A 23,962-nucleotide genomic window follows, 5' to 3' on the forward strand; every position below is an offset into this window, starting at 1 on the left:
TGTAACTGACTGATAGTTGCTTTAGTTTTGATTCAATCGACGAACAATCGGGATTTACAATTTCTCGGCCACTCGCATCACGGCGCTGCGTGAGCGGACATTCGCACTCACCTCAGCGTCGCTCGCCTTGATTGCCTTACCGAGTGAGCGCATGCGTTTATTTAATTGGTCATCGCGAATTGGCAGCCCTTTGGGTACAGGGTCACCCAATTCCTGACGGCGAATAAACCGCTTTACCACGCGATCTTCCAGCGAGTGGAAGCTGATCACTACCAAACGGCCGCCCGGTGCCAATACCGCGAGTGCTTGATCCAATACCGATTCAAGATCACCCAGCTCGTTATTCACATGGATGCGAATCGCCTGAAAAGCGCGGGTTGCCGGATGCTTACCCTTTTCCCACGCCGGATTTGCCTCCTTGATCACTTCTGCCAAATGCTTGGTGCGTGTAAACGGTTGCTTTTGGCGCTCGGCGATAATGGCGCGCGCCATGCGCTTGGCAAAACGCTCCTCACCAAACTCTTTAAGCACCCAGGTAATTTCGTCTTCGTCTGCGCTGTTAACCCAATCCGCCGCACTTTGGCCTCGGGTTTGGTCCATACGCATATCGAGCGGGCCATCCTGCATAAAGCTGAAGCCTCGCTCGGCTTCATCCAACTGCGGCGATGACACGCCCAAATCCAGCAATACGCCGGTCACCTTGCCGGTCATATCGCGCTCACTCATCAGCGCGGCCAATTCGGCAAACGACCCATGGGCAATCGCAAAACGCGCATCAGCACCAAAGCGCACTGTGGCGGTGGCAATCGCCGCGAGGTCTTTATCGATCCCCAGCAAGCGCCCTTCGGCGCCCAACTGCTGCAGGATCAAACTGCTGTGACCACCGCGCCCGAAGGTGCCATCCACGTAAAAACCGGAGGTATCGGTAACCAGTGCCTCTACCGCCTCGTTCAGGAGCACGGTGATGTGTTGAGCGTCAGACACGTAGATACCTAGAAAGAAAGATTTTGTAATTCGGCTGGCATATCGCCATCGGTTGATTGATCCATGAGCGCGTTCCAGCTGTCTTCATTCCACAGCTCCAACTTATTGCCCAAACCAACCAACATCAGTTTTTTATCCAGATGCGCAAAGTCGCGCAGAGTGGGGGGGACCAGAATCCGGCCGTTAGCGTCCATCTCCAGATTCACCGCCTGCCCCATAAAGCGGCGCTGAATCTTACGGACTTGCTCACTGCCAGCGGGCAATGCTTGAACCTTGGCGAGCACGGGCTCCCATTCAGGTTCGGAATAAACCAGCAAGCAGCGTTCGTACATGTGTGCTGTCACCCACAAACGCCCGGCGCTGGACGACAGCAGCGAATCGCGAATGCGCGCTGGTATCGCCATGCGACCCTTGGGGTCCATGCTAATGGAATGACTGCCTGTAAACACTTTTCACCACTTGATGGGATTACTTTTCACAAAAAACCACAAAAAACCACAAATACCCACTTTTCCCCACGGTGCTCACTATAAATCGGAGCAGGTCAAAGTCAAGCGAGCTGGCGCGAAAACATGGGTAATTTCACGGGAAAAATCAGGAAAAATCGGCGAACAAGAAGGGAAATGACACAATACCACCGCCACAAAACGCAACTTAAACAATCAAAACAAAGCGATAGCGCACAAACCTAATGTAAAACATTAAGTTTGAAATTATTTCGCGGTAATAAGCAGGGATCTTTAGAAGGATTCGGTCTAATTCGACCTTGAAGAGAACAGCAAACCACAAACTACACATCACATACTGGCAAATAAAGCGGAATAAAGTCGGAGTCAGCCGATAAGCCGGGTTCTGTCGTGGACAGTCATTCATCTGGGACCAGTGTCACCACTGGCCTCGAGCGACCTACCCGCCCTCGATACGGGCCGCATCATTGAGGGCCTATTTGGTCTTGCTCCGAGCGGGGTTTACCATGCCGCAGCCTGTTGCCAGTTGCGCGGTGCGCTCTTACCGCACCCTTTCACCCTTACCGTCACTCTTGCGAGTGCTTAGGCGGTCTACTCTCTGTTGCACTTTCCGTAGGCTCACGCCTCCCAGGCGTTACCTGGCGCTCTGCCCTATGGAGCCCGGACTTTCCTCCCCGATGCACCACACAGCACTCAAGAGAGCCATACAGTTAACATCGGAGCGACTGTCGGGCCGACTCCGAGGCGGCACATTAACTGCCCACGGCGACAAGTGCAAGCACAACAATTGCCCGGGATTGGTTTTAATTTGTCGCCAATTTCCTCATTCATATCAATAACAAGCTCTATATCGATGGACTTATCGCTAATTGTCACCCAAAAGGGTTTTTAGCTGGTATTTTTGCCGCCTTAGTCTATTAATTAACACTGATCAATTACTTGTTATAACAGATCATCTCCCTGAATCGGATCTCACAATAAAAGCCCAGGAGAACTTCCAGTGAAAGCGTATCAACACAACTTTCTTGCTATGGCTATTGCGTTGCACATAGCTGTACCCGCCGCCGCACAAAACAACAGCCCCGCGCTGGAAGAAGTGATGGTCACCGCGCAAAAGCGCGAGCAAAGCCTGCGTGATGTGCCTATTTCAGTTAGCGCACTGTCCAGCAAAAAGCTGGAGGATGCTGGCATTACCAGTATTGAACGTGTGGCGGACTATATTCCCGGTTTCAATATGACTCAAACGGGTATTGGCACCAATATCGCTATTCGCGGTATCAGTTCCGGCGTAAACCCCGGCTTTGAGCAGTCGGCGGCGCAGTATGTGGATGGCATTCACTTTGGGCGCTCGCAATTGTCGCGGGCACCGTTTCTGGATTTGGAGCGCGTAGAGATCCTGCGTGGCCCGCAAAGTATTTTATTTGGCAAAAATTCCACTGCCGGTGCGATCAGTATCACCACTGCAAAACCCGGCAGCGAACACGAAGCCAAGCTGACCGCGCTGTATGAACCCGAACACGGAGAGAAGGATATTCGCCTTGTCCTTTCGGGCCCTATTAGCGACACAGTGGGCGGGCGGCTCGCGATTTTACACAGCAGCATTGATGGTTTTATGGAGAACACAACCCTCGGCCGCGATGAGTCGGGCGATGAAAATCGGGTGATCCGCGCAACACTGGAGTGGCAGCCCAATGACCTGTGGGATATCACGCTTAAATTGGAAGATGGTTCGTTTGACAGTGAAGGCCGCAACATTGAGGTAGTTAAGCCCATCGAAATCCCGTCGCAGCAAACCGGTGTTGCTACGCCCTATGCGAATGCGCTGCAATTTTTTACCCAGGGCCAGTACTTACTGGATACCACTCATGACTGGAAGCGCCAGTCCAATGGCGATTTCAGCTATAACGACACTGAAAATGTGACCCTGACTATTGAGCGCGAGTTGGGTGAACACACCCTGACGGCCATCACCGGCTATAACGCTTACACCTATGATGAGCTGTGCGATTGCGACTTCACCGGCGCACCGGGCTTTAATATTTTGTCGAACGAAGACTACAGCCAGGTCAGCCAGGAAATTCGCATCGCCTCGCCAGAAGATACCCGGTTCAGCTATATCGGCGGCCTGTTCTTCCAAAGCAGCTCGATGAAGTTCCACGACGCCATTCGCGTTCCCACCGATAGCTTTATTGCGACCGCTTTTACATCACAACTGGGTGCAACCGCCGCCAACTTGCTGCGCGGTGCCGCGTCCAATCGCGAGTTTGAGCAGGACACCGATCTAGCGGCGATCTTCGCCCAAGGGACCTGGAATGTGACTGACTTGTCGCGTGTGATTGTAGGCGCACGCTACACCGCCGAAACCAAAGAGGCGACGCGTACCCAATACCACGTCAGCAATGCCGGTGTCGCCTTGCCGCAAGGTGGCCCAAGCGATCCCTACAACATTATCTGGAGCCAGTTCAAAATCGACCCGCACTCAATCAGCGGGGATCGCGATGAATCCGGCTTTACACCACTGATCACCCTGCAACACGACTTGAATGGCACCGATATGCTCTATGCCAGCTTTACCACCGGGTTTAAATCCGGCGGTTTTGATGTGCGAGCCAATGCCGCACCCAATGAACTGGATGGCGTTTACCCCGCTATTGAGGGCACCTGGGAATTTGAAGAGGAAAAGGTTAACAACTACGAAATTGGTGGCAAATTCGTACTGGCAGATGGTGCTGCTGAGTTAAATGTCGCCGCCTTCCGCTCCGAATTTAAAGACATGCAAACCAGCCAATTTGACGGCAGCCTCAGTTTTAATGTCACCAATGCCGGTCAGGCAGTTGTGCAAGGGCTGGAAGTCGATGGGCGCTGGGCGCTTACAGACAATATCCTGCTGCGCGGTGCGGGTGCTTACATCGACTTTGAGTACACCGATTTCCCCAATTCCCAGTGTTACTTTGGCCAATCCATTGCCGAGCGCAACCCCACCAACCCAGATGTATGCGATGCCACGGGTAAACGCCGTGAGTTCACGCCGGAATTCCAGGGCAACCTGGGGATTGATTACACCATTCATTTCAGTAATGGCTTGCAGTTGGTCAACACCCTTGACCTGATCTACAGCGATGACTACCTGACCACTCCGTCACTTGACCCACGCTTCACCCAAGACGCCTACACCAAGATCAACGCGCGTATTGCACTGAGTGACAACAGTGAAAAATGGGAACTGGCGCTGATTGGCAAAAACCTGACCGATGAATCCATCATCCCTTACGCTAACGGGCTGCCAGTGGCATCCGTAGTCACGCGCGGAACGGGCTCTGGTTATTACGCCTTTTATGAACGCCCCAGAAGCGTAGCCATTCAGGGAACCATCCGTTTTTAATCCTTCAATTGGAAGCTTCGCAGCCTCCATATACCCCAAGGGCGCTACGGCGCCCTTTTTGTTGACGTTTTCACTGCCAGCAACGAGCCACAACTGCTATTATTAATACGACTTATTTTTGCGCTGCGATTGGATTACGAGCAATGAGCGATTCCCCCGCCGGACAAACTCCGGAGCCACAATCCAGACCCGAGGCCAGCCCCTCAGTATCCGCACAACCGCAGCACTCACACCTGCCACACAATATCCTCAAGGGTTTCCTGCTCGCTGCGGCGGCATTATTCCTGTTTACCTGCATGGACAGCATCACCAAATACCTGACGAGCCATTACAACGTGCCCTTTGTGGTGGCTATGCGTTACCTGGTTCACTGCTCTGTGATGTTGATTATCCTCGCACCGCGCCATGCCACCCAACTGGTCAAAACCCAGCGTACAGGTCTTGTCGTCTTGCGCGGCCTGGCACTCACGCTGTCATCCCTGTGTATGGGGATGGCGCTACAGCGCATGCCGTTGGCTGAAACCACTGCGATCAATTTTCTCGCGCCCACACTGGTAGCACTGCTCGCCGGTTCCCTGTTGAGTGAACGGATTGGTGGCTGGGGCTGGGTGGCGATAGTGACGGGGTTTATCGGGGTGCTGTTAATTGCGCGCCCCGGTGGTGGACTGGATGCACTGGGGGTATTTTTTGCGCTGATGGCCGCCTGCGCCAATGCCACCTACCAGTTGCTGTCGCGGTTACTGGCCAGTACCGAAAAAGCTATCGCCCTGCTGTTTTACACCGCGCTGATTGGCTCGATTATCTTCGGCATCGCCCTGCCCTGGTACTGGGAAAACAAAACACCGAGCACACTGGAATTCATCCTGCTGCTCAGCATGGGCCTGACCGGTGGGCTGGGCCACTACCTCTTTACCCTCGCCTACCGCCACGCACCCGCTTCGGTGCTGGCGCCCATGACCTATTTGCAACTGCTCTGGGCAGGGCTAATGGGGTGGATGATCTTCGGCACAATCCCCGATGGCACCAGCCTGATTGGTATGGCAGTTGTCGCCGTATCAGGTTTGATCATTGCGTTTAAATCCCGCTTCACCAAGGTCACTCCCACCAAGCCCGAGTCAGATCAACTTTAAGCCTCGCGTCAATAGACACTTTCTGACAAAAATGTCAGCCAAATGTTGGGTTTATGTTGGACAGAGACAGTTACACTGGGTGCAGTTGTTGCCAGCGATGGGGGATTTTCAAAATGCGTCTACTTCTCGTCGAGGATGAAGAAAAAACCTCGTCTTACATCAACCGCGCCATGAGCGAATTGGGATTCATGGTTGATGTGGCAGACAATGGCATAGATGGACTGCACCTCGCACAAGAACATGACTACGACGCGATAATTCTGGATGTCATGCTGCCGGGAAAAGATGGCTATGCCGTACTCGAAAGGTTGCGGGCAAGCAAACAGACGCCGGTACTGATGCTCTCGGCGCGCGGTTCGGTGGATGAACGAGTCAAGGGATTGCGCAGCGGCGCGGACGATTATTTAGCAAAACCTTTTTCACTGATTGAATTGGTAGCGCGCATTCAAGCGCTATTGCGTCGCCGTCATAGGGATGGTGCCGATGTCACTCAATTACAGATAGACGACCTGCACTTGGACTTACTGGCACGCCGGGTAACCAGAGCCGGGCAGCGACTTGAATTGACCGCCAAAGAATTTGCGTTACTTAGCCTGCTCGCGCGGCGACAGGGGGAAATCCTCTCCAAAATGATGATCGCTGAACAGGTGTGGGACATGAACTTCGATAGCGATGCCAACGTTGTGGAAGTGGCGATCAAACGCCTGCGTGCCAAAATCGATGCGCCCTACCCCGTCAAATTGCTTCACACAGTGCGCGGCATGGGCTACGTACTGGAAGCACGGTCAGAATTTCCGCGTCCAGGCCACTATGAATAAGTTTTTTATCAGCCAGTCTATCGCTGTTCGTCTTGCGCTGATGTTCGCCTTAACGGCCGTCGCCATTGTTACAGTCTCGGCACTTATGCTGCGCCAGTCATTGCAGAACTCCTTGCGTCAGCAAATACATCAGGAACTACAATTTCGCCACAGTTTGATGGTGCCTTACATTACTGCGCGCGAATCCCTTTCCGACTGGTCAACCGTAGAAACCAAACTGGCAAACTGGACTACTGTTGAAGGTGGCCATACCCACTATTGGGTGCTCAGCGACGACCCGCGCTATCGTGTGGGCGGCGAACCGCTTGAAGGGGTTGATTGGGCGAAACAGCCCAGCGGATTTTCCCGCATACCGAAAGAACCCTGCGCACTGTACTTGCTGATTACTGAAATTCCCGCCAAGGGCGATCGACCTGCCGTGCGCTATGTCGCCGCGCTCGACTCCACTCCCTATATGGGAACACTGCAGGCATTCACCCGCACCATGGTTTTAATTTCTGTCGTAGGTATTGCACTGGTTGCCCTGCTCGGATTTTTTGTGGCACGTATTGGTTTGCTGCCGGTCAACCATCTCAGCCAACAAGCGCATCACCTCGCACCGGGTAATCGCGGTCAACGGTTAAATACCAAAGCCTTACCGGTAGAATTGCAAGTGTTGGCAGAGTCGTTTAACGGTGTGTTGGAGCGACAGGAAATTGGCTGGAACCAATTGGAAAGTTTTAATGCCGATGTCGCACACGAATTGCGCACCCCGCTCACTAACTTGATTGGCCAGACCCAGCTGGGTTTAGCGCGACAACGCGAGCAGCACGAGCTGGAGGATTTGCTGCAATCCAATCTGGAAGAGTTGGAGCGCATGACCTCTATTGTTAATGACATGTTGTTTTTATCCCATGCCCAAGCCGGTGAACAGGCTACTCAATTGAGCGAGGTATCGCTGCGGGAGGAAGCGCTAAAAACAGCGGAGTACCTGGAGCCATCCTTCCTGGAAAAATCCCTGCATCTGGTCATCGAAGGCGATGTGCAAGCGCGAGTTGATCGCCGGTTATTTCATCGTGCGCTGGCAAACCTGCTCAGCAACAGCGCGCGCCACGCAGCAGATAACACTCATGTGACCGTCAGCTTGCAAGAAGAAAATGGTTTTGCACTAATCAGTGTTGCCAACAAAGGGGAGCCTATTGCCGCACAGCACATTACCCGCTTATTTGAACGTTTCTACCGTATAGATGCCTCGCGGGCGCGCAGTGATATGCACCATGGTCTGGGCTTATCGATTGTGCGTGCTGTAGCACTCATGCACCACGGCGATGTATTTGCTCGCAGCAATAATGGTATTAATTGTTTTGGTTTTTCGATGGCGCTTTATTAAAAAAGGTAAATCATTCTCCACCTGCAAGATTCTGACAAACCTGTCAGTAAAACGTCAGCCTATCGACCTATTCATCCATCTAATATGTATCAAGATTACGTGTGCCTATTGGGCAATTTATTGAACTCACTCTACACACCAGGGAGGCATAATTGAAAAGCCTGATTCGTATCACCTTGCAAAAGCCACTTACGTTTATTGTGCTGGCGATATTGATTGCAGGCTTCGGAACCCTTGCCGCACTGCGTATGCCGGTGGATATTTTTCCCGCCATTCGCATTCCGGTGATTGCCGTAGCATGGACTTACAGTGGCCTTGCGCCGGAGGATGTCGCTAACCGCATCATCACCCCCTACCAGCGCGCGCTAACCACCACGGTGGCCGATATTGAACATATCGAAAGCCAGTCCATGACCGGCATGGGCATAGTGCGGATTTACTTTCAACCCACAGTGGATATTCGCACCGCCAGCGCCCAGGTAACGGCGGTATCACAAACCATGTTGCGTACCATGCCGCCGGGCATAACGCCGCCATTTATTGTGAATTACGATGCCTCCACCGTGCCGGTATTACAAATCGCCCTCTCCGGTGAAGGCTTGAGTGAACAGCAACTCAATGATTTGGGTACAGCGCAAATCCGCCCCCAATTACTCACACTGCCCGGTGTGGCAATGCCTTTACCCTCGGGCGGTAAACAGCGTCAAATCCAGATCGATTTAAACCCTGTTGCGCTCCAGTCTTACGGCTTATCCGCTGCGGATGTGAGCGCGGCGATTGCCGCCCAAAACCAAATCAGCCCAGCCGGGTTTATGAAAATCGGCGATCAGCAATACAACGTAAAACTCAACAATGCGCCGGATTCCATTCAAGGCTTGAGTGACATTCCCATCAAAGTCGTCAATGGCGCAACGATTTATATTCGCGATGTCGCATCGGTGCGCGATGGCAACAGTCCGCAACAAAATGTGGTGCAGGTTGAAGGCACCCGCTCGGTGTTACTGACGATTTTGAAAAACGGCGCCGCGTCCACCCTGTCCGTGGTGGAGAGCGTTAAAGAAGCACTGCCACGAATTACCGCCGGATTAGGTGATTCACTCAGCGCATTGCCCGTGGCGGATCAGTCTGTGTTTGTGCGCGCCTCCATGATGACTGTGGTGCATGAAGCGCTTCTGGTCGCGGCACTGATTTCGCTGTTAATTTTGCTGTTTCTGGGGTCATGGCGCGCAACCGTCATTGTGGCGGCATCCATTCCGCTGTCTATTTTCGCGGCGATCGCCGTGCTTAATGCTTTCGGGCAAAGTTTAAATGCAATGACACTTGGCGGCCTCGCCATTGCTATCGGTATTTTGGTGGATGAAGCCACAGTCACCATCGAGAATATCGAGCGTCATTTGGGTGAAGGTAAAAGCGTTACCCAAGCGATAATGGATGGCGCATCCGAAATTTTAATTCCGGTATTTGTAGCATTGCTGTGCATTTGTATTGTATTTGTGCCCATGTTTTTCTTGCCTGGCATATCCGGCTATTTATTTGTGCCTATGGCGCTCGCCGTGGTGTTTGCGATGGTGGCATCATTTTTGTTATCGCGCACTGTAGTGCTAACCATGGCGATGTATTTATTAAAGCCGCATCACTTTGGTGATGAAATACCACCCTCCGCTGCCAGGCGGAAAACTATATTTACTCCGTTTATCCTGTTTCAGAAAAACTTTGAGCACCGCTTTGAGCAACTGCGCACGGCCTATACCAAATCACTCGCGGGTGTACTTGCCACACGCAAATTATTTGCCATTGGTTTTATGGCATTGGTACTGGTGTCATTTTTACTGGTGCCATTTTTGGGGCGAAACTTTTTCCCCGCCGTAGACTCCAGCAGTATTTTGATGCATGTGCGCGCACCGGCCGGGATTAAAATTGAAGAGAGTGCCGCACGTTTTGAATTAATTGCACGCGCGGTACGCGAATATATTCCTGCCGACGAATTGGACGCTATTATCAACAACGTCGGCATGCCGGTGAGTATGCTGAATATGATCTACAACACCTCTGGCACCATCAGCGCACAGGACGGCGACATGATGATTAGCCTCAAACCGGGTTATCGCGCGGCCAAACATATCGCCCGTTTGCGCCAGGAATTGCCCGCGCGTTTTCCCGGCACCAGCTTTTCATTTTTACCGGCGGACATCACCAGCCAGATTTTGAATTTCGGTTCCCCATCGCCAATTGATGTGCAAGTGACAGGTCGCAACCTGGCGGCAAATCGTGACTTTGCACAAACACTGTTGCGTCGCATCAATAATATTCCCGGTGTGGCCGATGCACGTATTCAGCAACCGGAAAGTGCGCCACAACTGAATATTACTATTGACCGTTCGCGCATTGGTCAATATGGCTTAACCGCACGCGATGTGACCAACAGCCTGGGCGCCTCGCTGGCGGGCACCCAGCAAACTGCACCGGTGTTTTACATTAATCCAGCCAATGGTGTGTCTTATCCGGTTGTTGCACAGGTGCCGGAATATTTAATGGCAAGCATCAGCGATCTGGAAAATATTCCCGTCTCCAGTATCGCCAGTGCGAGCGACAACTCACAAAGTTTGGGAGGGCTGGCAAGCATTACACGCTCGACCACCTTGCCGGTAGTATCGCAATACAATATCCAGCCGATGATTAATATTTTCGCCACCACCCAAGGCCGCGATTTGGGCTCAGTTGCCAGCGATATAAATAACATCATCGCCGAATTGGACAGTGAACGTCCTGCGGGAACCAGCGTCACCTTGCGCGGCCAATACCAAACCATGAATATCGCCTTTAGTGGGTTGGGTTATGGTTTGCTCGGCGCCATTGTGTTGATTTATTTTTTAATCGTAGTGAATTTTCAAAGCTGGAAAGATCCGTTCGTTATTATTTCTGCATTACCCGCTGCTCTCGCCGGTATTGTGTGGATGCTCTTTGTTTCTTTCACGCCATTATCTGTGCCCGCCTTAACCGGGGCGATTATGTGTATGGGTGTCGCCACCGCAAACTCCATTCTTCTGGTCAGCTTTGCGCGTGACCGTCTAGCCGAAATCGGCGATCCGCTCCAAGCGGCATTGGAGGCCGGTTATGTGCGTTTGCGTCCGGTACTCATGACGGCTCTGGCAATGATTATTGGCATGATTCCTATGGCGCTCGGCATAGGTGAAGGAGCGGAGCAAAATGCACCTTTAGGTCGCGCTGTTATTGGCGGTTTAATTACCGCCACAATCGCTACTTTATTTTTTGTGCCTGCCGTATTTAGTTTGGCCCATCGTCAACACATAAATACATCTGCAAACAACTCGACCAACAATGCGGAGTTAATGCCACACAATGTCTAACCAACACATTCCAGTCCCCATGGTTGATTCACACCAGTTTCGTCGCCGATTAATCAAACAGGGCATTATTATCAGCGTTATTGGTATTGCGCTCGCTGGCATGGGTATTTGGCAGCGCAGTAATGCCACCGCACAGCTCGCACAGGTTGCGGCCCAATCGGCTATACCGAGCGTGTCAGTCATTACCGCCGCGGCCAGCAATGAAACCGACACCCTGGTTCTGCCCGGCAATTTGGAGCCGCTGAATAGCGCGGCCATTTACGCGCAAACCAATGGCTACATCAAAGAATGGTTGGTGGATATTGGCGATGCCGTAAAAAAGGGGCAGCTATTGGCAATATTGGACGCACCGGAATTGCTACACCAGTTAGCGCAAGCGAAAGCCGCTTACGCCACCGCACTTGCCGAGCAACATAATGCGCAGAGCATGGCTAATCGCGCTACTCAATTAATGAAGCGCGATAGCGGCGCCATTTCCCGCGAAACAGTGGAGCAGCGCGTACGCGATGCAGAGGCCAAAAAAGCCGCCGCCGATGCAGCAATTGCAAATGTAAACCGTCTGGAATCACTGCAAGCGTTTACCAAACTCACCGCCCCCTTTGACGGGCAAGTCACCAGCCGCACCGCACAAATTGGCGAATTAGTGGTTGCCGGCACATCAAGCGCCAAGCCACTCTTCACCATCTCCGACACCCGATTGATGCGTGTGTTTGTGCACGTGCCACAACATTACGTGACCCAGATACAAGCCGGTCAACACGCTGAACTATCACTGCCCGAACACAGTGACAAAACCTTCCCCGCCGCCGTCACCCGCAGCACTCGTGCCGTGGATGTCACCTCGGGTTCAGTGCTGGTCGAATTGCAAGCCGACAACACCCAGGGCGAATTAATGCCCGGTGCCTATGCCCAAGTCAGCTTCACACTCCCCAATACCCAGGATCGCATTCGCGTCCCCGGCAGCGCCATTTTGTACCGCGACCAACAACCTGCCATCGCCACCATTGACGCCAACAATATTGTTCAACTCAAACCGGTAAAAATCGGGCGAGATGAAGGCACAAGGGTAGAAATAGTGGCAGGCATTACAGCAACTGACCGGATTATTACCACACCACCAGACGCGATTCGCAGTGGCGATGAAGTGCGGGTCGTTGAGTAATAAAGCGATAAGCATTACATAGGCGCAAACACTACAGCCAACACAACACGCACAAAAATAATCACCCACCACCCTGCGGTGACGCACATTAGTGCACAACCGCAGACAGCAGTATGTAGCAGATGATATAGCGCCATAACCCGCACTCGCGGCAAACAGTGCAACTAACCAGCGCTGCTGTTTCCCCACTCAAGATTATTCAGTACTTCCCTTAATCGGCACGGGATTTGCCAGACAAACCGCTGGAGAGGGCGAAATTACGCCCACGATTGACAACGTTGTCCAATGAGGTGTAATTTGGCACAGCCAAGGGCTCGGCCTTTGGCTCAGGTGACGAACAATAACTCAGTGGGTGCAGACGCAAGCCCTTGCGCGCGTAGTAATACGTGAGGCGATAGATGCTGCGCGAATACAAATACGTTATCTATGATGACCCGCGCTATCGGTAGACTCATATGGTTGAAATAGCACTGTTTAATATCAACGATATTTCGCTGCTGTTTAGCGGCTTTCACGCGTTGGTTCTGGCGAGCCTGTTATTTTTTTCGCAACAACAAGGGCGAATCAAGCAGCTCTATTGGCATTTTTTGGCACTGTTTTTTTTCCTGGGCGCACTGCGTACTTTTGATACGCTGGTCTATTGGAATATTAATGTGCGCGATACCCTGTCACTGGTGTCAGCCAACTTTTTCTTTTTGTTTGGTTTTGCCTTTTTCCTGCAAGGGCCGCTGTTATTCTGGTTTACCCGCGCCTCTATTTTTCGCGATTTCGCCCTCACCCGGCGCGATGCCCTGCACCTGCTACCGGCGGTGTGCTACCCGATTTATATTTACCAGATATTCCACCAACTGACGCCCGAGCAAAAGCTGCTTTACATCCACGATTGGGCCCATGTCACTTCCGACCCTTACTTTGAAGGCTTGATCTGGGCGCAGCGCGTGGCGCTCTTTACCTACAGTGCGCTGTGTGTGTACCAACTCCATCAATACCTGCATCACCTGCGCGCCCATCACTGCGTGTTAAACCGTGTCGATTTACAGTGGCTGAAACTGCTGCTGATCGGTTTCTTCTTCCTGAATAGCTGGACCATGATGACGCTGGTGGATACCCGCTTTATCCACTTGTTTGACGCGGAATTTCTGGGCGAATTTGAAAGCCATTTTTATCTGATTTATATGAGTGCACTGGTTGTGTATTTATTAAAAAACTCGAACGGGTTTTCCGATATTCAAATAGAGCACACCATCGCCCCTGAACCACCGGCAGAAGTACCGCAACAACAATTGGTAGAAAAGCTGACCGATTTTATGGAACAGAATAAACCCTACCTGGAACCCCACATTACGGTTGAGCGCCTGGCGATTAAATTAAATGTGTCACCCAAGCTGCTCTCCTGCACCATTAATAATCAATTGCATATGAATTTTTTTGAGTTGATAGGCACCTATCGTGTCGCTGAAGCCAAAAAGCGTTTGGCCGATTCAACCCTGGGCCAACAACCGATTAGCGAGATCATGAAAAGCTGCGGCTTTAACAGTAAATCGGTCTTTAACCAAGCGTTTAAGAAAACCGTTGGTGTTACCCCCAGTTACTACCGACAACAACACTTGCTGTGAGTGTATTTGTCCCAGGTAATACTTTTGGTAGTTCAGGTTTTTGTTTGGGTTTACCGGTAGCACAGGGTGTGCTGAAGCTGTTACTAATAAAATCCCGCTGCAAATGGGTGCAGTGAGGTCAATAGCGGAGATACCTGTGGTGACTACTCATCATTCTATAATTAACGCCTGCGGGCGACGCCTCGCCATTGCGTTCGGCATTGTTTTACTCTGTGTCAGCTCTATCCAACTCTGGGCGACCCACGCCCATGCCGAAACCAAAGTGATTGGTTACATCGCCAGCTTTACCGACATGAAAGCGGCGATTGATAAAACCGATTTAAGCAAACTGACCCACATCAATCTGTCGTTCACTAACCCTGATGCACAGGGAAAATTAGTGGAAAACGGCACTATGACGTGTATGCCCGGAATGCAAGGCGGCAATGTCAGCGCCGCTGAGGTGCGCTATGTTATCGATAAAGCACAAGCCGCTGGTGTGAAAGTATTGGCATCGGTAGCGGGCGGTGTTATTCCCGCCTGCTCGGGCAATTGGGAAACCCTGTTGCAGCCGGCAAATCGTCAGGCACTGGTCAACAACCTGATTGCCTTTATGGAAGATTTTGGTTTGGATGGCATTGATATTGATATCGAAGGCGTACTCTTAACCAATATCGATAACGCCGGAAATTACACCCCCTTTATCCAAGAACTCTCGGCGCAACTGGTTGCCCGTCAAAAATTATTAACCTGCGCCACGGCTTCTTACGTGGGCGGCATGATTCCCGAATCCTCCATTGGCTATTTTGATTTCGTCAACATCATGTCCTATGACGCGATTGGCCCAAGCTGGGGTCAAGCCGGTGCCGAACACTCTACCTACGCCATGGCCGTGGACCATGTAAACATCTGGAAAAATCGCGGCCTGAGCAAAGAAAAATTAGTCCTGGGTGTGCCTTTTTATGGTTACGGATTTGGCAGTTATAAATCCGATTACACCTATGCCAGCATCCTTGCCGAATTCGGGGCCGACGCCGCCAATCGCGATCTGATTGGCACCGCCTGCGCAGGGTGCAATTACATTACCTACAACGGCGCAGCCACCATCAAAGCCAAAACCAAACTGGGTTTGGAGCAAGGCTCAGGCGTGATGATTTGGGAGTTGTCGCAAGACGCTGCCGCCGCCAATAGTTTGCTGAAAGTGATTGATGATGAAATCAAACAAATCGCGACCGGTTCATCCTCTGCCGCCAGCAGTTCAGTTGCAGCCAGCAGCAGTGCACAGCCCGCATCTTCTGCAGTAGCCTCCTCGGCAACCACGACTGGCGATAGCAAATCTTCCGGTGGTGGTAGCTTGGGTGCAATAAGCACCTTGCTGCTGTCGCTGTTATTGTCGCTACGTGTTTTATGTTTCACTCGCACCGCGCACGCGCGTTGAGATGACATCCCATACCTTGCGCAATGTGGTAATTGTTGGTGGTGGCACCGCAGGCTGGATGACTGCGGCAGCCCTTGCAAAATTTTTGCCCCCGCAGCAATACCACATTCAGTTGGTAGAGTCCGATGCAATAGGCACAGTTGGTGTGGGTGAAGCCACTGTGCCACACATCCGTTTTTTTAACCAAGTGCTGGGCATCGACGAAAATGAGTTTATGCAAAAAACCAATGCCACCTACAAATTAGGCATTGAATTTTCTCACTGGGGAAAACGGGGCGACCGCTACATCCATCCGTTTGGGATTTATGGGCAAGCGCGCAACGACATCAGCTTTCATCACTATTGGCTCAAACTGCAGCAATCCGGCGATCCCCATCCCATTGGGGATTATTCTGTTGGTGTAGTTGCCGCTTACGCTGAAAAATTTGCTTATCCCCATCGCGACACGCATTCCCTATTTTCCAAATACAGTTACGCGTTTCATTTGGACGCATCGCTTTACGCCAGTTTTTTACGCGACTACAGCACAACACGCGGTGTAACACGGGTGGAAGGGAAAATTATCCGCGTGGAGCAACACCCCGATAGCGGTTTTATTCGCGCGGTTGAATTGGATTCGGGAGCGCAATTGGCCGGTGATTTATTTATTGATTGCTCTGGCTTTCGCGGCTTGTTAATTAGCGACACCTTAAAAACGGATTTTGAAGAGTGGAGCCACTGGCTCCCCTGTGATCGCGCTATTGCAGTTCCCTCCAGCAAAACCCGCGAACCCCTGCCTTATACTAAAGCCATTGCCTGCACGGCGGGTTGGCAGTGGCGAATTCCCTTGCAAAACCGCACTGGCAATGGACAGGTGTATTCCAGTCATCATATTAGCGATGATGAAGTAGCCCATAACCTGTTACACAATCTGGATGGCGAACCACTGGCCAATTTACATTATTTGCGTTTTAAGGCCGGGCGACGGGTGCAGTCCTGGAATAAAAATTGTGTGGCGATTGGTTTATCCAGCGGTTTTCTGGAGCCATTGGAATCCACCAGTATTTATTTAATTCAAATTGCCATTATGACACTGGTTGAATGCTTCCCCGATGCGGCGATGGAAGAGACCAATCGCCATGAATTCAATCGCACCATGGCCAATGAATATGAACGCATTCGCGACTTTCTGATTCTGCATTACCACGCAACACAGCGCGATGACTCCGCCTTCTGGAATGATTGCCGCACCATGATCATCCCCGAAAGCCTGCACTACAAAATGCAACTGTTCCGCGAGCAGGGACATGTTGAACGCTACAAACAAGGCATGTTTTTGGAACCCAGTTGGGTGGCCGTGTATATGGGGCAAGGGATTATCCCCACCGCTTATCACCCGGCGGTTAACGCACTGGACATACAACACCTGCGCGATTATTTGCACAGCTTGCGCAACACTATTGCCACGGGCGTTAATGCGATGCCGAGCCACACCAATAGCATCCAGCGTTACTGCAATAATCCGCACAGCGAAACAACATGGCCACCGGCAGCTATGAGTTTGTACGGAGTGTTTTCATGATGTCACCTGACACTCAATCGCTCAAACGCATTGTCATTATGGGCGGCGGCCTGACGGGTTGGACAGCGGCACTTGCTCTGGCAAAAGGGCTGCGCGGTTTGGGCATAGACATTGTGGTCATAGATCACCCCGCACACCGGCAACTGGATTTACACAATGAGGCAACAACGCCTGCTTGCGTTGCTTTTCACCGCTGGTTAGGGCTGGCCGAAAACGAACTGGTTGCCGCCACCGGAGCCAGCTTTCAATTGGCAAGTTATTTTAATGCCTGGTCTGATGCTCGACAGGCGTATTTTATGCCTTACAACGATCACGGTTTTATGCTGAATCGTATCGACTTTTCGCACTATGTTGTTAGTCGCCACTTACAGGGCCATGCACTGGCCTACGATGATTATTCACTCGCGGCCGTTGCAGCAAAACGCGGGCGCTTTTGTCACCCATCGGTTCAGGAGTCGTCCCTCCTGTCCACACTCTATTATGGATTGTGTTTAAACACTGCCAGTTACGCGAATTATTTGCGCGAATTTGCACTGCACTTAAAGGTAATGCATGTGGAGGCAGAAACCGTCGCCATACAACAACACCATGACGGCAATATTGCATCCCTCCACCTCGCGCCACTCGGTAACGCACAACACTATTCCGGGTTAACAGCTAACGGGGAAATTACGGCTGATTTTTATCTTGATTGCAGCGGTGCACAGGCAAGGCTCATTGAAAAGCAACTCGATGTGGCCTGGCAATCGCGAGTAAATACCTTGCCGATGACCCATGTTGTGAGTCATGCACGCCATATAGCCCTCAAGCAAACGCTGCCCTCGCATCGGGAATTACGCACAGCGGCAGCAGGTTGGATACAAACACTGGGCAGCCAAACCCACTGCGAGCAACAATATTTTTATCACGCCGATTTCACCAGCAGCGAACTCGCCGTACGTACACTGGGTGATGCTGAAAATGCGCAGGTCAAACCTCTGCGCAGTGGGCGGCGCGCCAGCTTTTGGTATAAAAATTGTCTGGCACTGGGTGAAGCCGCAGGCAGCATGGGCCCCTTGGGCGCAGGTCATTTGCATTTGGTGCAGAGCGCGCTGTTGCGCTTTCTCCAATTGTTACCGGCGCACTTACCGGCTCACTATAACGCCGCCGAATTTAATCGCCTCACTCACCTTGAATATGATCACATCGAGGATTTTCATGCGCTGCATTACTACCTTGCCGCGAATAATCGCCATGCAAAAGCCAGTAACGCAAAAACCAACAACGATTTTTGGCAGAATATTCACACCAATCCATTAACGGATCGTCTGGCTTACAAGTTGGAGTTATTTAAGCAGCGCGGTCACATTCCTTTTTATGAAGGCGAAACCTTTTCCGCCGGGATGTGGACATCGCTACTATTGGGCAATGGTTATTGGCCTGAGCGCACCAACCCCTTGATTAATACGATGGATGCACACTGGGTTGAACAACAATTGGAGTCCATGAAAAAACGTATAGCCGCGGCTGCCAATGCTATGCCGGAGCAGGCGCTGTATTTACACCAGCAACAACTGAGTCACACCTAATCACACTGCCTTATTGATCCCGCTTCTTGCTATCATTCCCCGCTGATTTATTCTGCTGTGCTATTCCATTATCGTATTCCACTATCGCATTCCACTGTTCTATTCAACAGCTCTATTCCGCGGCGCCACAGCCAATCGATTTCCCTATCACACTTAACCTGAATACCAGGTTCGACTTTACGCCGACGTGCCAGGTTTGACTTTTAGTAGATTTGGTTCGAGTTTTTTTGCCTTGTAGAACCCCAAAAACACGGGTGCTAGATTCGGAAATGGCTTGATTTACTGCGTTTTTGTGACAATGGGTTACACATTACGCACAACACCAAGCCATTTACTTATTCGTGAAAATTAAAGGGGTTGGTTATGGGTTACAACACAGATGAGAAAATAATCGGGCAGCGATTTAAAAAATCCCTGCTGGCGATGTCGATAGTGGCGCTAAGCGCGCCGGTCTTTGCACAAACAAACACAAATCAGGATATTGAAGAAGTAACGGTGCAAGGTATTCGCACCAGCCTTGAGGATGCACAAGCACTCAAGCGCGACGGCGATACGGTGAAAGATGTGATTACCGCATCGGATATCGGTGCCCTGCCAGACAAGAGTGTGACGGAAGCGTTGCAGCGTGTACCCGGCGTAACCGTGGGCCGTTTTGCGGCGCCCACTGACCCAAACCATTTTGCAGCGGAAGGACGCGGTGTGTTGGTGCGCGGGTTGGATCGTGTGCACAGTCAGTTCAACGGGCGCGAATCCTTCAGCGCGGGCAACTGGACGTCGGGCTTGAGTTATGAAGATATCCCGCCCGAATTGGTGGGCACGGTTGAAGTTATCAAAAACCAAACATCGGATATTATTGCCGGCGGCATTGCGGGCACGGTCAATTTGATCACACGCAAACCACTGGATATGGATGGCCGCAAAATTTTTATGTCTGCCAAAAGCAGCTACGGTGATTTGGTCGACGACTGGTCACCATCCTACTCGGGTTTATTCAGTGATCGCTGGGATACCGACGCCGGTGAGTTCGGATTTTTAATCAGCGCCTCCACCTCGGAATTTACCGCCCGTGGCGATGGCATTAACCTGACCAACTTCTACGAGCGCAGTGCCAACCAAACGGAATTCCCCACCCTTGGCTCCACCGAACTGCCGGGTTATGCCGGGCAAACGCTCTACATGCCTACCGGCCCCTGGGTGCAAACGGCAGATTCCACTCGCGATCGCACTGGTTTTGATGCAGCACTGCAATGGCAAAACACCGATCAAACCATCAAAGCCACCGCCGAATTTATTCGCTCTGCCTCGGAAGAAAGTTGGCGTGAGCGCGTGCTGTTTCCAACCACCAGTTCACAAGGTTTTGATGCCGACCTGACCAACGCGGTACTGGTCGGAAACGATGCAACCTTTGATGAAAAGGGTTTCTTTACCAGCGGCACCATTACCTATCCGTGGAATGTGGCTTACCTGGCATCCTCGCGCGGTGATCGCACGGAAAGTATTGTGGAAGACGCCAGTTTTAATCTGGTTATTACCCCCGATGACAAATGGAAAATCGAGCTGGATTACCAAACACTGGATACCACTTACGATCGCGAAAATAACACCATCAACAATCGCTTTGCCATGTCGGATGTGTACCTCGATTTGCGCACCAAAGTTCCCACCGTAAAATTTTTGGGAACCAATGCCAGCGGTGGTGTACCGGATTGGTGTCCACCAGGAGCAAACCCCGGCACAACCGATTTGTCTGACCCTGCCGGTGCGTGTGATTACTATCAAGTGTCGATCATGGATACCAATGTCGATGCCAAAGGTTCCATGGATTCATTCACCGCCGATGTGGAATACCAAATTGACAGTGGCTGGTTAAAATCCATTGCCGGTGGCGCCTATTTTTCAGATATAGATCGCACCACACAGGACGATGAATACATTAACTGGGGCGCCGTGTCACACACCTGGGGCACAGCACCCACTGCCGGCATGGCGGGCAACCCGGAGTTGTATGAAACCGTCCACTTTGGTGGTGACTTTATGGGCGGCAAAGGTTTAACGGGCGATAACCGCGCCTTCCTGTTCCCACGCATGAGCAACACCCAAGAGAAAAATTTGTTGGCTTACGATGATTTTCTCATGGAAAACGGTTTGAACAATGGCGGCTGGTTCAATCGCAGCAAACGCGTCACCATTGATGGCCAACCCGCCGATGCCAAAGGCTATTTACCCCACGAAACTGTGACAACGGCAATTGATCGCCAGGAAGCCTATGTGCGTTTTGATTTTGCAAACGACGAATTGGCCATGCCGATCAAAGCCAACCTGGGTTTGCGTTATGTAAGCTATGGAGTGAAAGCAACCGGCACTTCACGCTTTAATGCGCCGGGCCTGGGCGATGTTGCGCAGGAATATTACGAGCAAAACTTCCCCACCTATGCGCAATTTTTTAATGGCGATGGTTCAACCATTAATGTTGCTGAACCGAAAACCTACACCACTACCTTGCCCACACTGAATATCAGTGTGGGTGTTACCGATGAGGTCATCGCGCGCGTGGCGTTTTCCAAAGCGATCTTTTTCCCCTCGCTTTACGATATGCGCAATACCGTCAATTACAATGCCGCCGTTACCTCAACGGATGACCCTGCCAATCCCGGCACCATTATCGATATGAAAGTCTCTGCCAACGGTGTAGGTGGCAACCCCAACTTGCAACCGGAAGAGTCAGATCAAATCGATTTAACTGCCGAATGGTATTTCAGTCATGTGGGGTCATTAACGCTGAGTTTGTTCCACAAAGACATCAGTAATTTATTCCGCGAACGCAATTACCAAACCACCGTGACCAATCCTGTGAACGGCACCACTATGGATATGTTGGTGCGTCGCCAGGTGAATGAAGGTGAAGGCACGATTCAAGGTTTCGAAATTGCCTACCAACAATTCTATGATTTCCTGCCCGGATTCTGGAGTGGCTTGGGCACGCAATTTAACTACACCTACATCTCACAAGACGATCTGGAAGATGCCACATTAGGCACCAGTGTATCGGTGGGTGGCGATCGCAATGCGTTCCGCAATTTCAACAATTTGCCGCTGCCCGGTTTGTCAGAAAAAACCTACAACGCGGCACTCATGTATCAATACGAAAATATAGAAGCGCGCCTGGCCTACAACTGGCGCTCCGAATATTTGCTCACCCGCCGCGATGCCAACTCCTTTGCGCCCATTTACAGCGGAGACCAGGGATATTTGGACGCATCCATTTGGTACACGGTGAACGACAATATTCGTATTGGTATTGAAGGCAGTAACCTTCTGGATGAAATGACGCTGACGCGCACCCAGTTCAATCAGGACGGCATTACCACACCGAAAAACTATTCGCTGACCGACAGACGTTATGCACTGTCACTGCGGGCGACGTTTTAATTAATCACCGGTTGTGACTTTACAAAAACATCGCACGTTATAGCCCTGCGCTCATGGCGTGCAATGTTTTTTTAACGGCCAGGCACAGCAGTATCCAGTGGGGAGCGCGCAATGCATACACACGAATTTGCACCCGATCATTCATCAGAAGACAACAGCATTACCGATATTTTAATTGTCGGCGGAGGCACCGCAGGCTGGATGGCCGCCGCGGCACTATCCCATGTCTATAAAAACAACCCCTGCCGCATCCGGTTAGTGGAGTCGGATCACATAGGTACCGTCGGTGTCGGTGAAGCCACTATTCCGGTCATTCAAAAATTCAACCAAATGCTCGGCATTGATGAACATGATTTTATTAAACACACCCAAGGCACCTTTAAATTGGGGATTGAATTTGTAAATTGGGGCAGCTTGGGCAATGCCTATATACACCCCTTTGGCTCCTACGGCATGAGTATGGGCTATTTAAGTTTTTATCATTATTGGTTGCGGTTGGCAGATGCCGGGCACACACAAAACCCGGGCGAGTTTTCTATTGCTATTCAGGCGGCATTGCGTGGCCGCTTTATGCCACCGGCCAACATTCCCAATTCACCGCTGTCGCAAATTGCCTATGCCTACCATTTTGATGCGAGCCTTTACGCCAAGTATTTACGCCATTTTGCCCAAGAACGCGGTGTAGTGCGCATTGAGGGTGAAATTGCACAAGTCCTATTGCGTAGCACAGACGGTTTTGTGGATAAGCTGCTATTAAAAAATGGCGAAAGCCTCAGCGCACAATTATTTATTGATTGCACCGGGTTTCGTGGCCTGCTGATTGAACAAGCCATGAATACCGGCTATGACGATTGGTCCCACTGGCTCCCTTGCGATACTGCCGTAGCAGTCCCCAGCCATAACATCTCCGAACCGCGTCCCTACACCCGTTCCACCGCCCACAGCGCCGGGTGGCAATGGTCTATTCCACTGCAACATCGCACGGGCAATGGCCATGTGTTTTGCAGTAAATACATGGATGATGAACAGGCAAAAAAAATACTGTTGGAAAATATTGATGGCGATGCGCTGGCCGAACCGCGTTTTATTCGTTTCAAAACCGGTATGCGCCGTAAATTCTGGAATAAAAACTGTGTGGCCATGGGCTTGGCCAGTGGCTTTCTGGAACCGCTGGAATCCACCAGTATTCACCTGATTCAATCCAGCATTTCCAAATTAATTGCGCTGCTACCCACCACTGATTTTGAGCAAAGCACAATTGACAAATACAACGAGCTACTCACCGCTGAATTTATGTTTGTGCGCGATTTTATTATTTTGCATTACAAGGTTTCCCAACGTACCGATTCCGACTTTTGGAATTATTGTCGCCACATGCCAGTACCGGAGAGTTTGCAAAAGAAATTGGATTTGTATGAAGCCAGTGGCCGCTTGTTCCGTGATAACAATGAATTATTTGATGAAGTGAGTTGGTTTGCGGTGATGCAGGGGCAAGGCTTGCGCCCGCGCCACTATCACCCACTGGCTAATCAAGTGGAGGCCAATGAATTTCATCGCATCATGCAGGAAATTAAGGCTGTGGTACAACGCGCTGCCGATGCCATGCCAACCCACGCGGAATATATTGCCGCGCATTGCGCTGCATCTAAAAATCATTAACCAATCGCTATTTTTACAAGCCGTTTTTAACA

General features: G+C 51.2%; 15 protein-coding genes and 1 other RNA gene. 12 read left to right on the forward strand and 4 right to left on the reverse strand.

Annotation, left to right across the window (positions count from 1 at the left end):
- Positions 1 to 54: 54 nt before the first annotated feature.
- The 3 genes from rsmH to rnpB form a co-directional block, all read right to left on the reverse strand.
- Positions 55 to 984 (reverse strand): 16S rRNA (cytosine(1402)-N(4))-methyltransferase RsmH, encoded by a 930-nt coding sequence (gene rsmH, locus B0D95_RS10655; protein WP_078043887.1) that lies wholly within the window; start codon positions 982 to 984, stop codon positions 55 to 57.
- Positions 985 to 992: 8 nt separating this feature from the next.
- The gene (mraZ, locus tag B0D95_RS10660) at positions 993 to 1,433 is read right to left on the reverse strand and encodes a division/cell wall cluster transcriptional repressor MraZ (RefSeq protein WP_078043888.1); all 441 of its coding nucleotides are present in this window, start codon (positions 1,431 to 1,433) and stop codon (positions 993 to 995) included.
- 376 nt (positions 1,434 to 1,809) lie between these two features.
- Positions 1,810 to 2,192: RNase P RNA component class A (rnpB, locus tag B0D95_RS10665), an RNA gene on the reverse strand.
- 259 nt (positions 2,193 to 2,451) lie between these two features.
- Between rnpB and B0D95_RS10670 the strand changes: the two genes are divergently transcribed.
- From B0D95_RS10670 to B0D95_RS10695, 6 genes are all read left to right on the forward strand, one after another.
- Entirely contained in the window at positions 2,452 to 4,833 is a 2,382-nt protein-coding gene (locus tag B0D95_RS10670) for a TonB-dependent receptor (protein WP_078043889.1), read from the forward strand.
- Between the two features lie 143 nt (positions 4,834 to 4,976).
- The gene (locus B0D95_RS10675; protein ID WP_244904857.1) at positions 4,977 to 5,963 is read left to right on the forward strand and encodes a DMT family transporter; all 987 of its coding nucleotides are present in this window, start codon (positions 4,977 to 4,979) and stop codon (positions 5,961 to 5,963) included.
- 113 nt (positions 5,964 to 6,076) lie between these two features.
- Positions 6,077 to 6,781 carry a heavy metal response regulator transcription factor gene (locus B0D95_RS10680; RefSeq protein WP_078043890.1) on the forward strand — a complete coding sequence of 235 codons (705 nt, stop codon included), beginning with the start codon at positions 6,077 to 6,079 and terminating at the stop codon, positions 6,779 to 6,781.
- Positions 6,774 to 8,150, forward strand: coding sequence for a heavy metal sensor histidine kinase (locus B0D95_RS10685; protein ID WP_078043891.1), 1,377 nt, complete (start codon positions 6,774 to 6,776; stop codon positions 8,148 to 8,150). Before B0D95_RS10680 ends, B0D95_RS10685 begins: the two co-directional genes overlap by 8 nt.
- 152 nt (positions 8,151 to 8,302) lie before the next feature.
- Positions 8,303 to 11,518, forward strand: a complete 3,216-nt coding sequence (locus B0D95_RS10690) for an efflux RND transporter permease subunit (protein WP_078043892.1) — start codon at positions 8,303 to 8,305, stop codon at positions 11,516 to 11,518.
- Positions 11,511 to 12,680 carry an efflux RND transporter periplasmic adaptor subunit gene (locus B0D95_RS10695; RefSeq protein ID WP_078043893.1) on the forward strand — a complete coding sequence of 390 codons (1,170 nt, stop codon included), beginning with the start codon at positions 11,511 to 11,513 and terminating at the stop codon, positions 12,678 to 12,680. The genes B0D95_RS10690 and B0D95_RS10695 overlap by 8 nt, the downstream gene beginning before the upstream one ends.
- Positions 12,681 to 12,891: 211 nt before the next feature.
- On the opposite strand, the gene B0D95_RS10700 is transcribed toward B0D95_RS10695, so the two are convergent.
- Complete coding sequence (locus B0D95_RS10700; protein WP_078043894.1) at positions 12,892 to 13,095, reverse strand: hypothetical protein; 204 nt, start codon at positions 13,093 to 13,095, stop codon at positions 12,892 to 12,894.
- A 40-nt stretch (positions 13,096 to 13,135) separates the two neighbouring features.
- Here B0D95_RS10700 and B0D95_RS10705 point away from each other — a divergent pair, with 40 nt between their 5' ends.
- The 6 genes from B0D95_RS10705 (at position 13,136) to B0D95_RS10730 (ending at position 23,930) form a co-directional block, all read left to right on the forward strand.
- A complete protein-coding gene (locus tag B0D95_RS10705) occupies positions 13,136 to 14,296 on the forward strand; it encodes an AraC family transcriptional regulator (protein WP_078043895.1) in 1,161 nt (386 codons plus the stop codon).
- A 136-nt stretch (positions 14,297 to 14,432) separates the two neighbouring features.
- Complete coding sequence (locus B0D95_RS10710) at positions 14,433 to 15,713, forward strand: glycosyl hydrolase family 18 protein (RefSeq protein ID WP_168172435.1); 1,281 nt, start codon at positions 14,433 to 14,435, stop codon at positions 15,711 to 15,713.
- 1 nt (position 15,714) lies between these two features.
- Positions 15,715 to 17,274, forward strand: a complete 1,560-nt coding sequence (locus tag B0D95_RS10715) for a tryptophan halogenase family protein (RefSeq protein ID WP_078043897.1) — start codon at positions 15,715 to 15,717, stop codon at positions 17,272 to 17,274.
- Positions 17,271 to 18,842, forward strand: a complete 1,572-nt coding sequence (locus B0D95_RS10720; protein WP_168172436.1) for a tryptophan 7-halogenase — start codon at positions 17,271 to 17,273, stop codon at positions 18,840 to 18,842. The genes B0D95_RS10715 and B0D95_RS10720 overlap by 4 nt, the downstream gene beginning before the upstream one ends.
- Before the next feature lie 363 nt (positions 18,843 to 19,205).
- A complete protein-coding gene (locus tag B0D95_RS10725) occupies positions 19,206 to 22,271 on the forward strand; it encodes a TonB-dependent receptor (RefSeq protein ID WP_078043898.1) in 3,066 nt (1,021 codons plus the stop codon).
- A 111-nt stretch (positions 22,272 to 22,382) separates the two neighbouring features.
- Positions 22,383 to 23,930, forward strand: coding sequence for a tryptophan halogenase family protein (locus B0D95_RS10730; protein WP_078043899.1), 1,548 nt, complete (start codon positions 22,383 to 22,385; stop codon positions 23,928 to 23,930).
- The last annotated feature ends 32 nt before the right edge of the window (positions 23,931 to 23,962 follow it).

Source organism: Cellvibrio sp. PSBB023, assembly GCF_002007605.1.
GTDB lineage: Bacteria > Pseudomonadota > Gammaproteobacteria > Pseudomonadales > Cellvibrionaceae > Cellvibrio.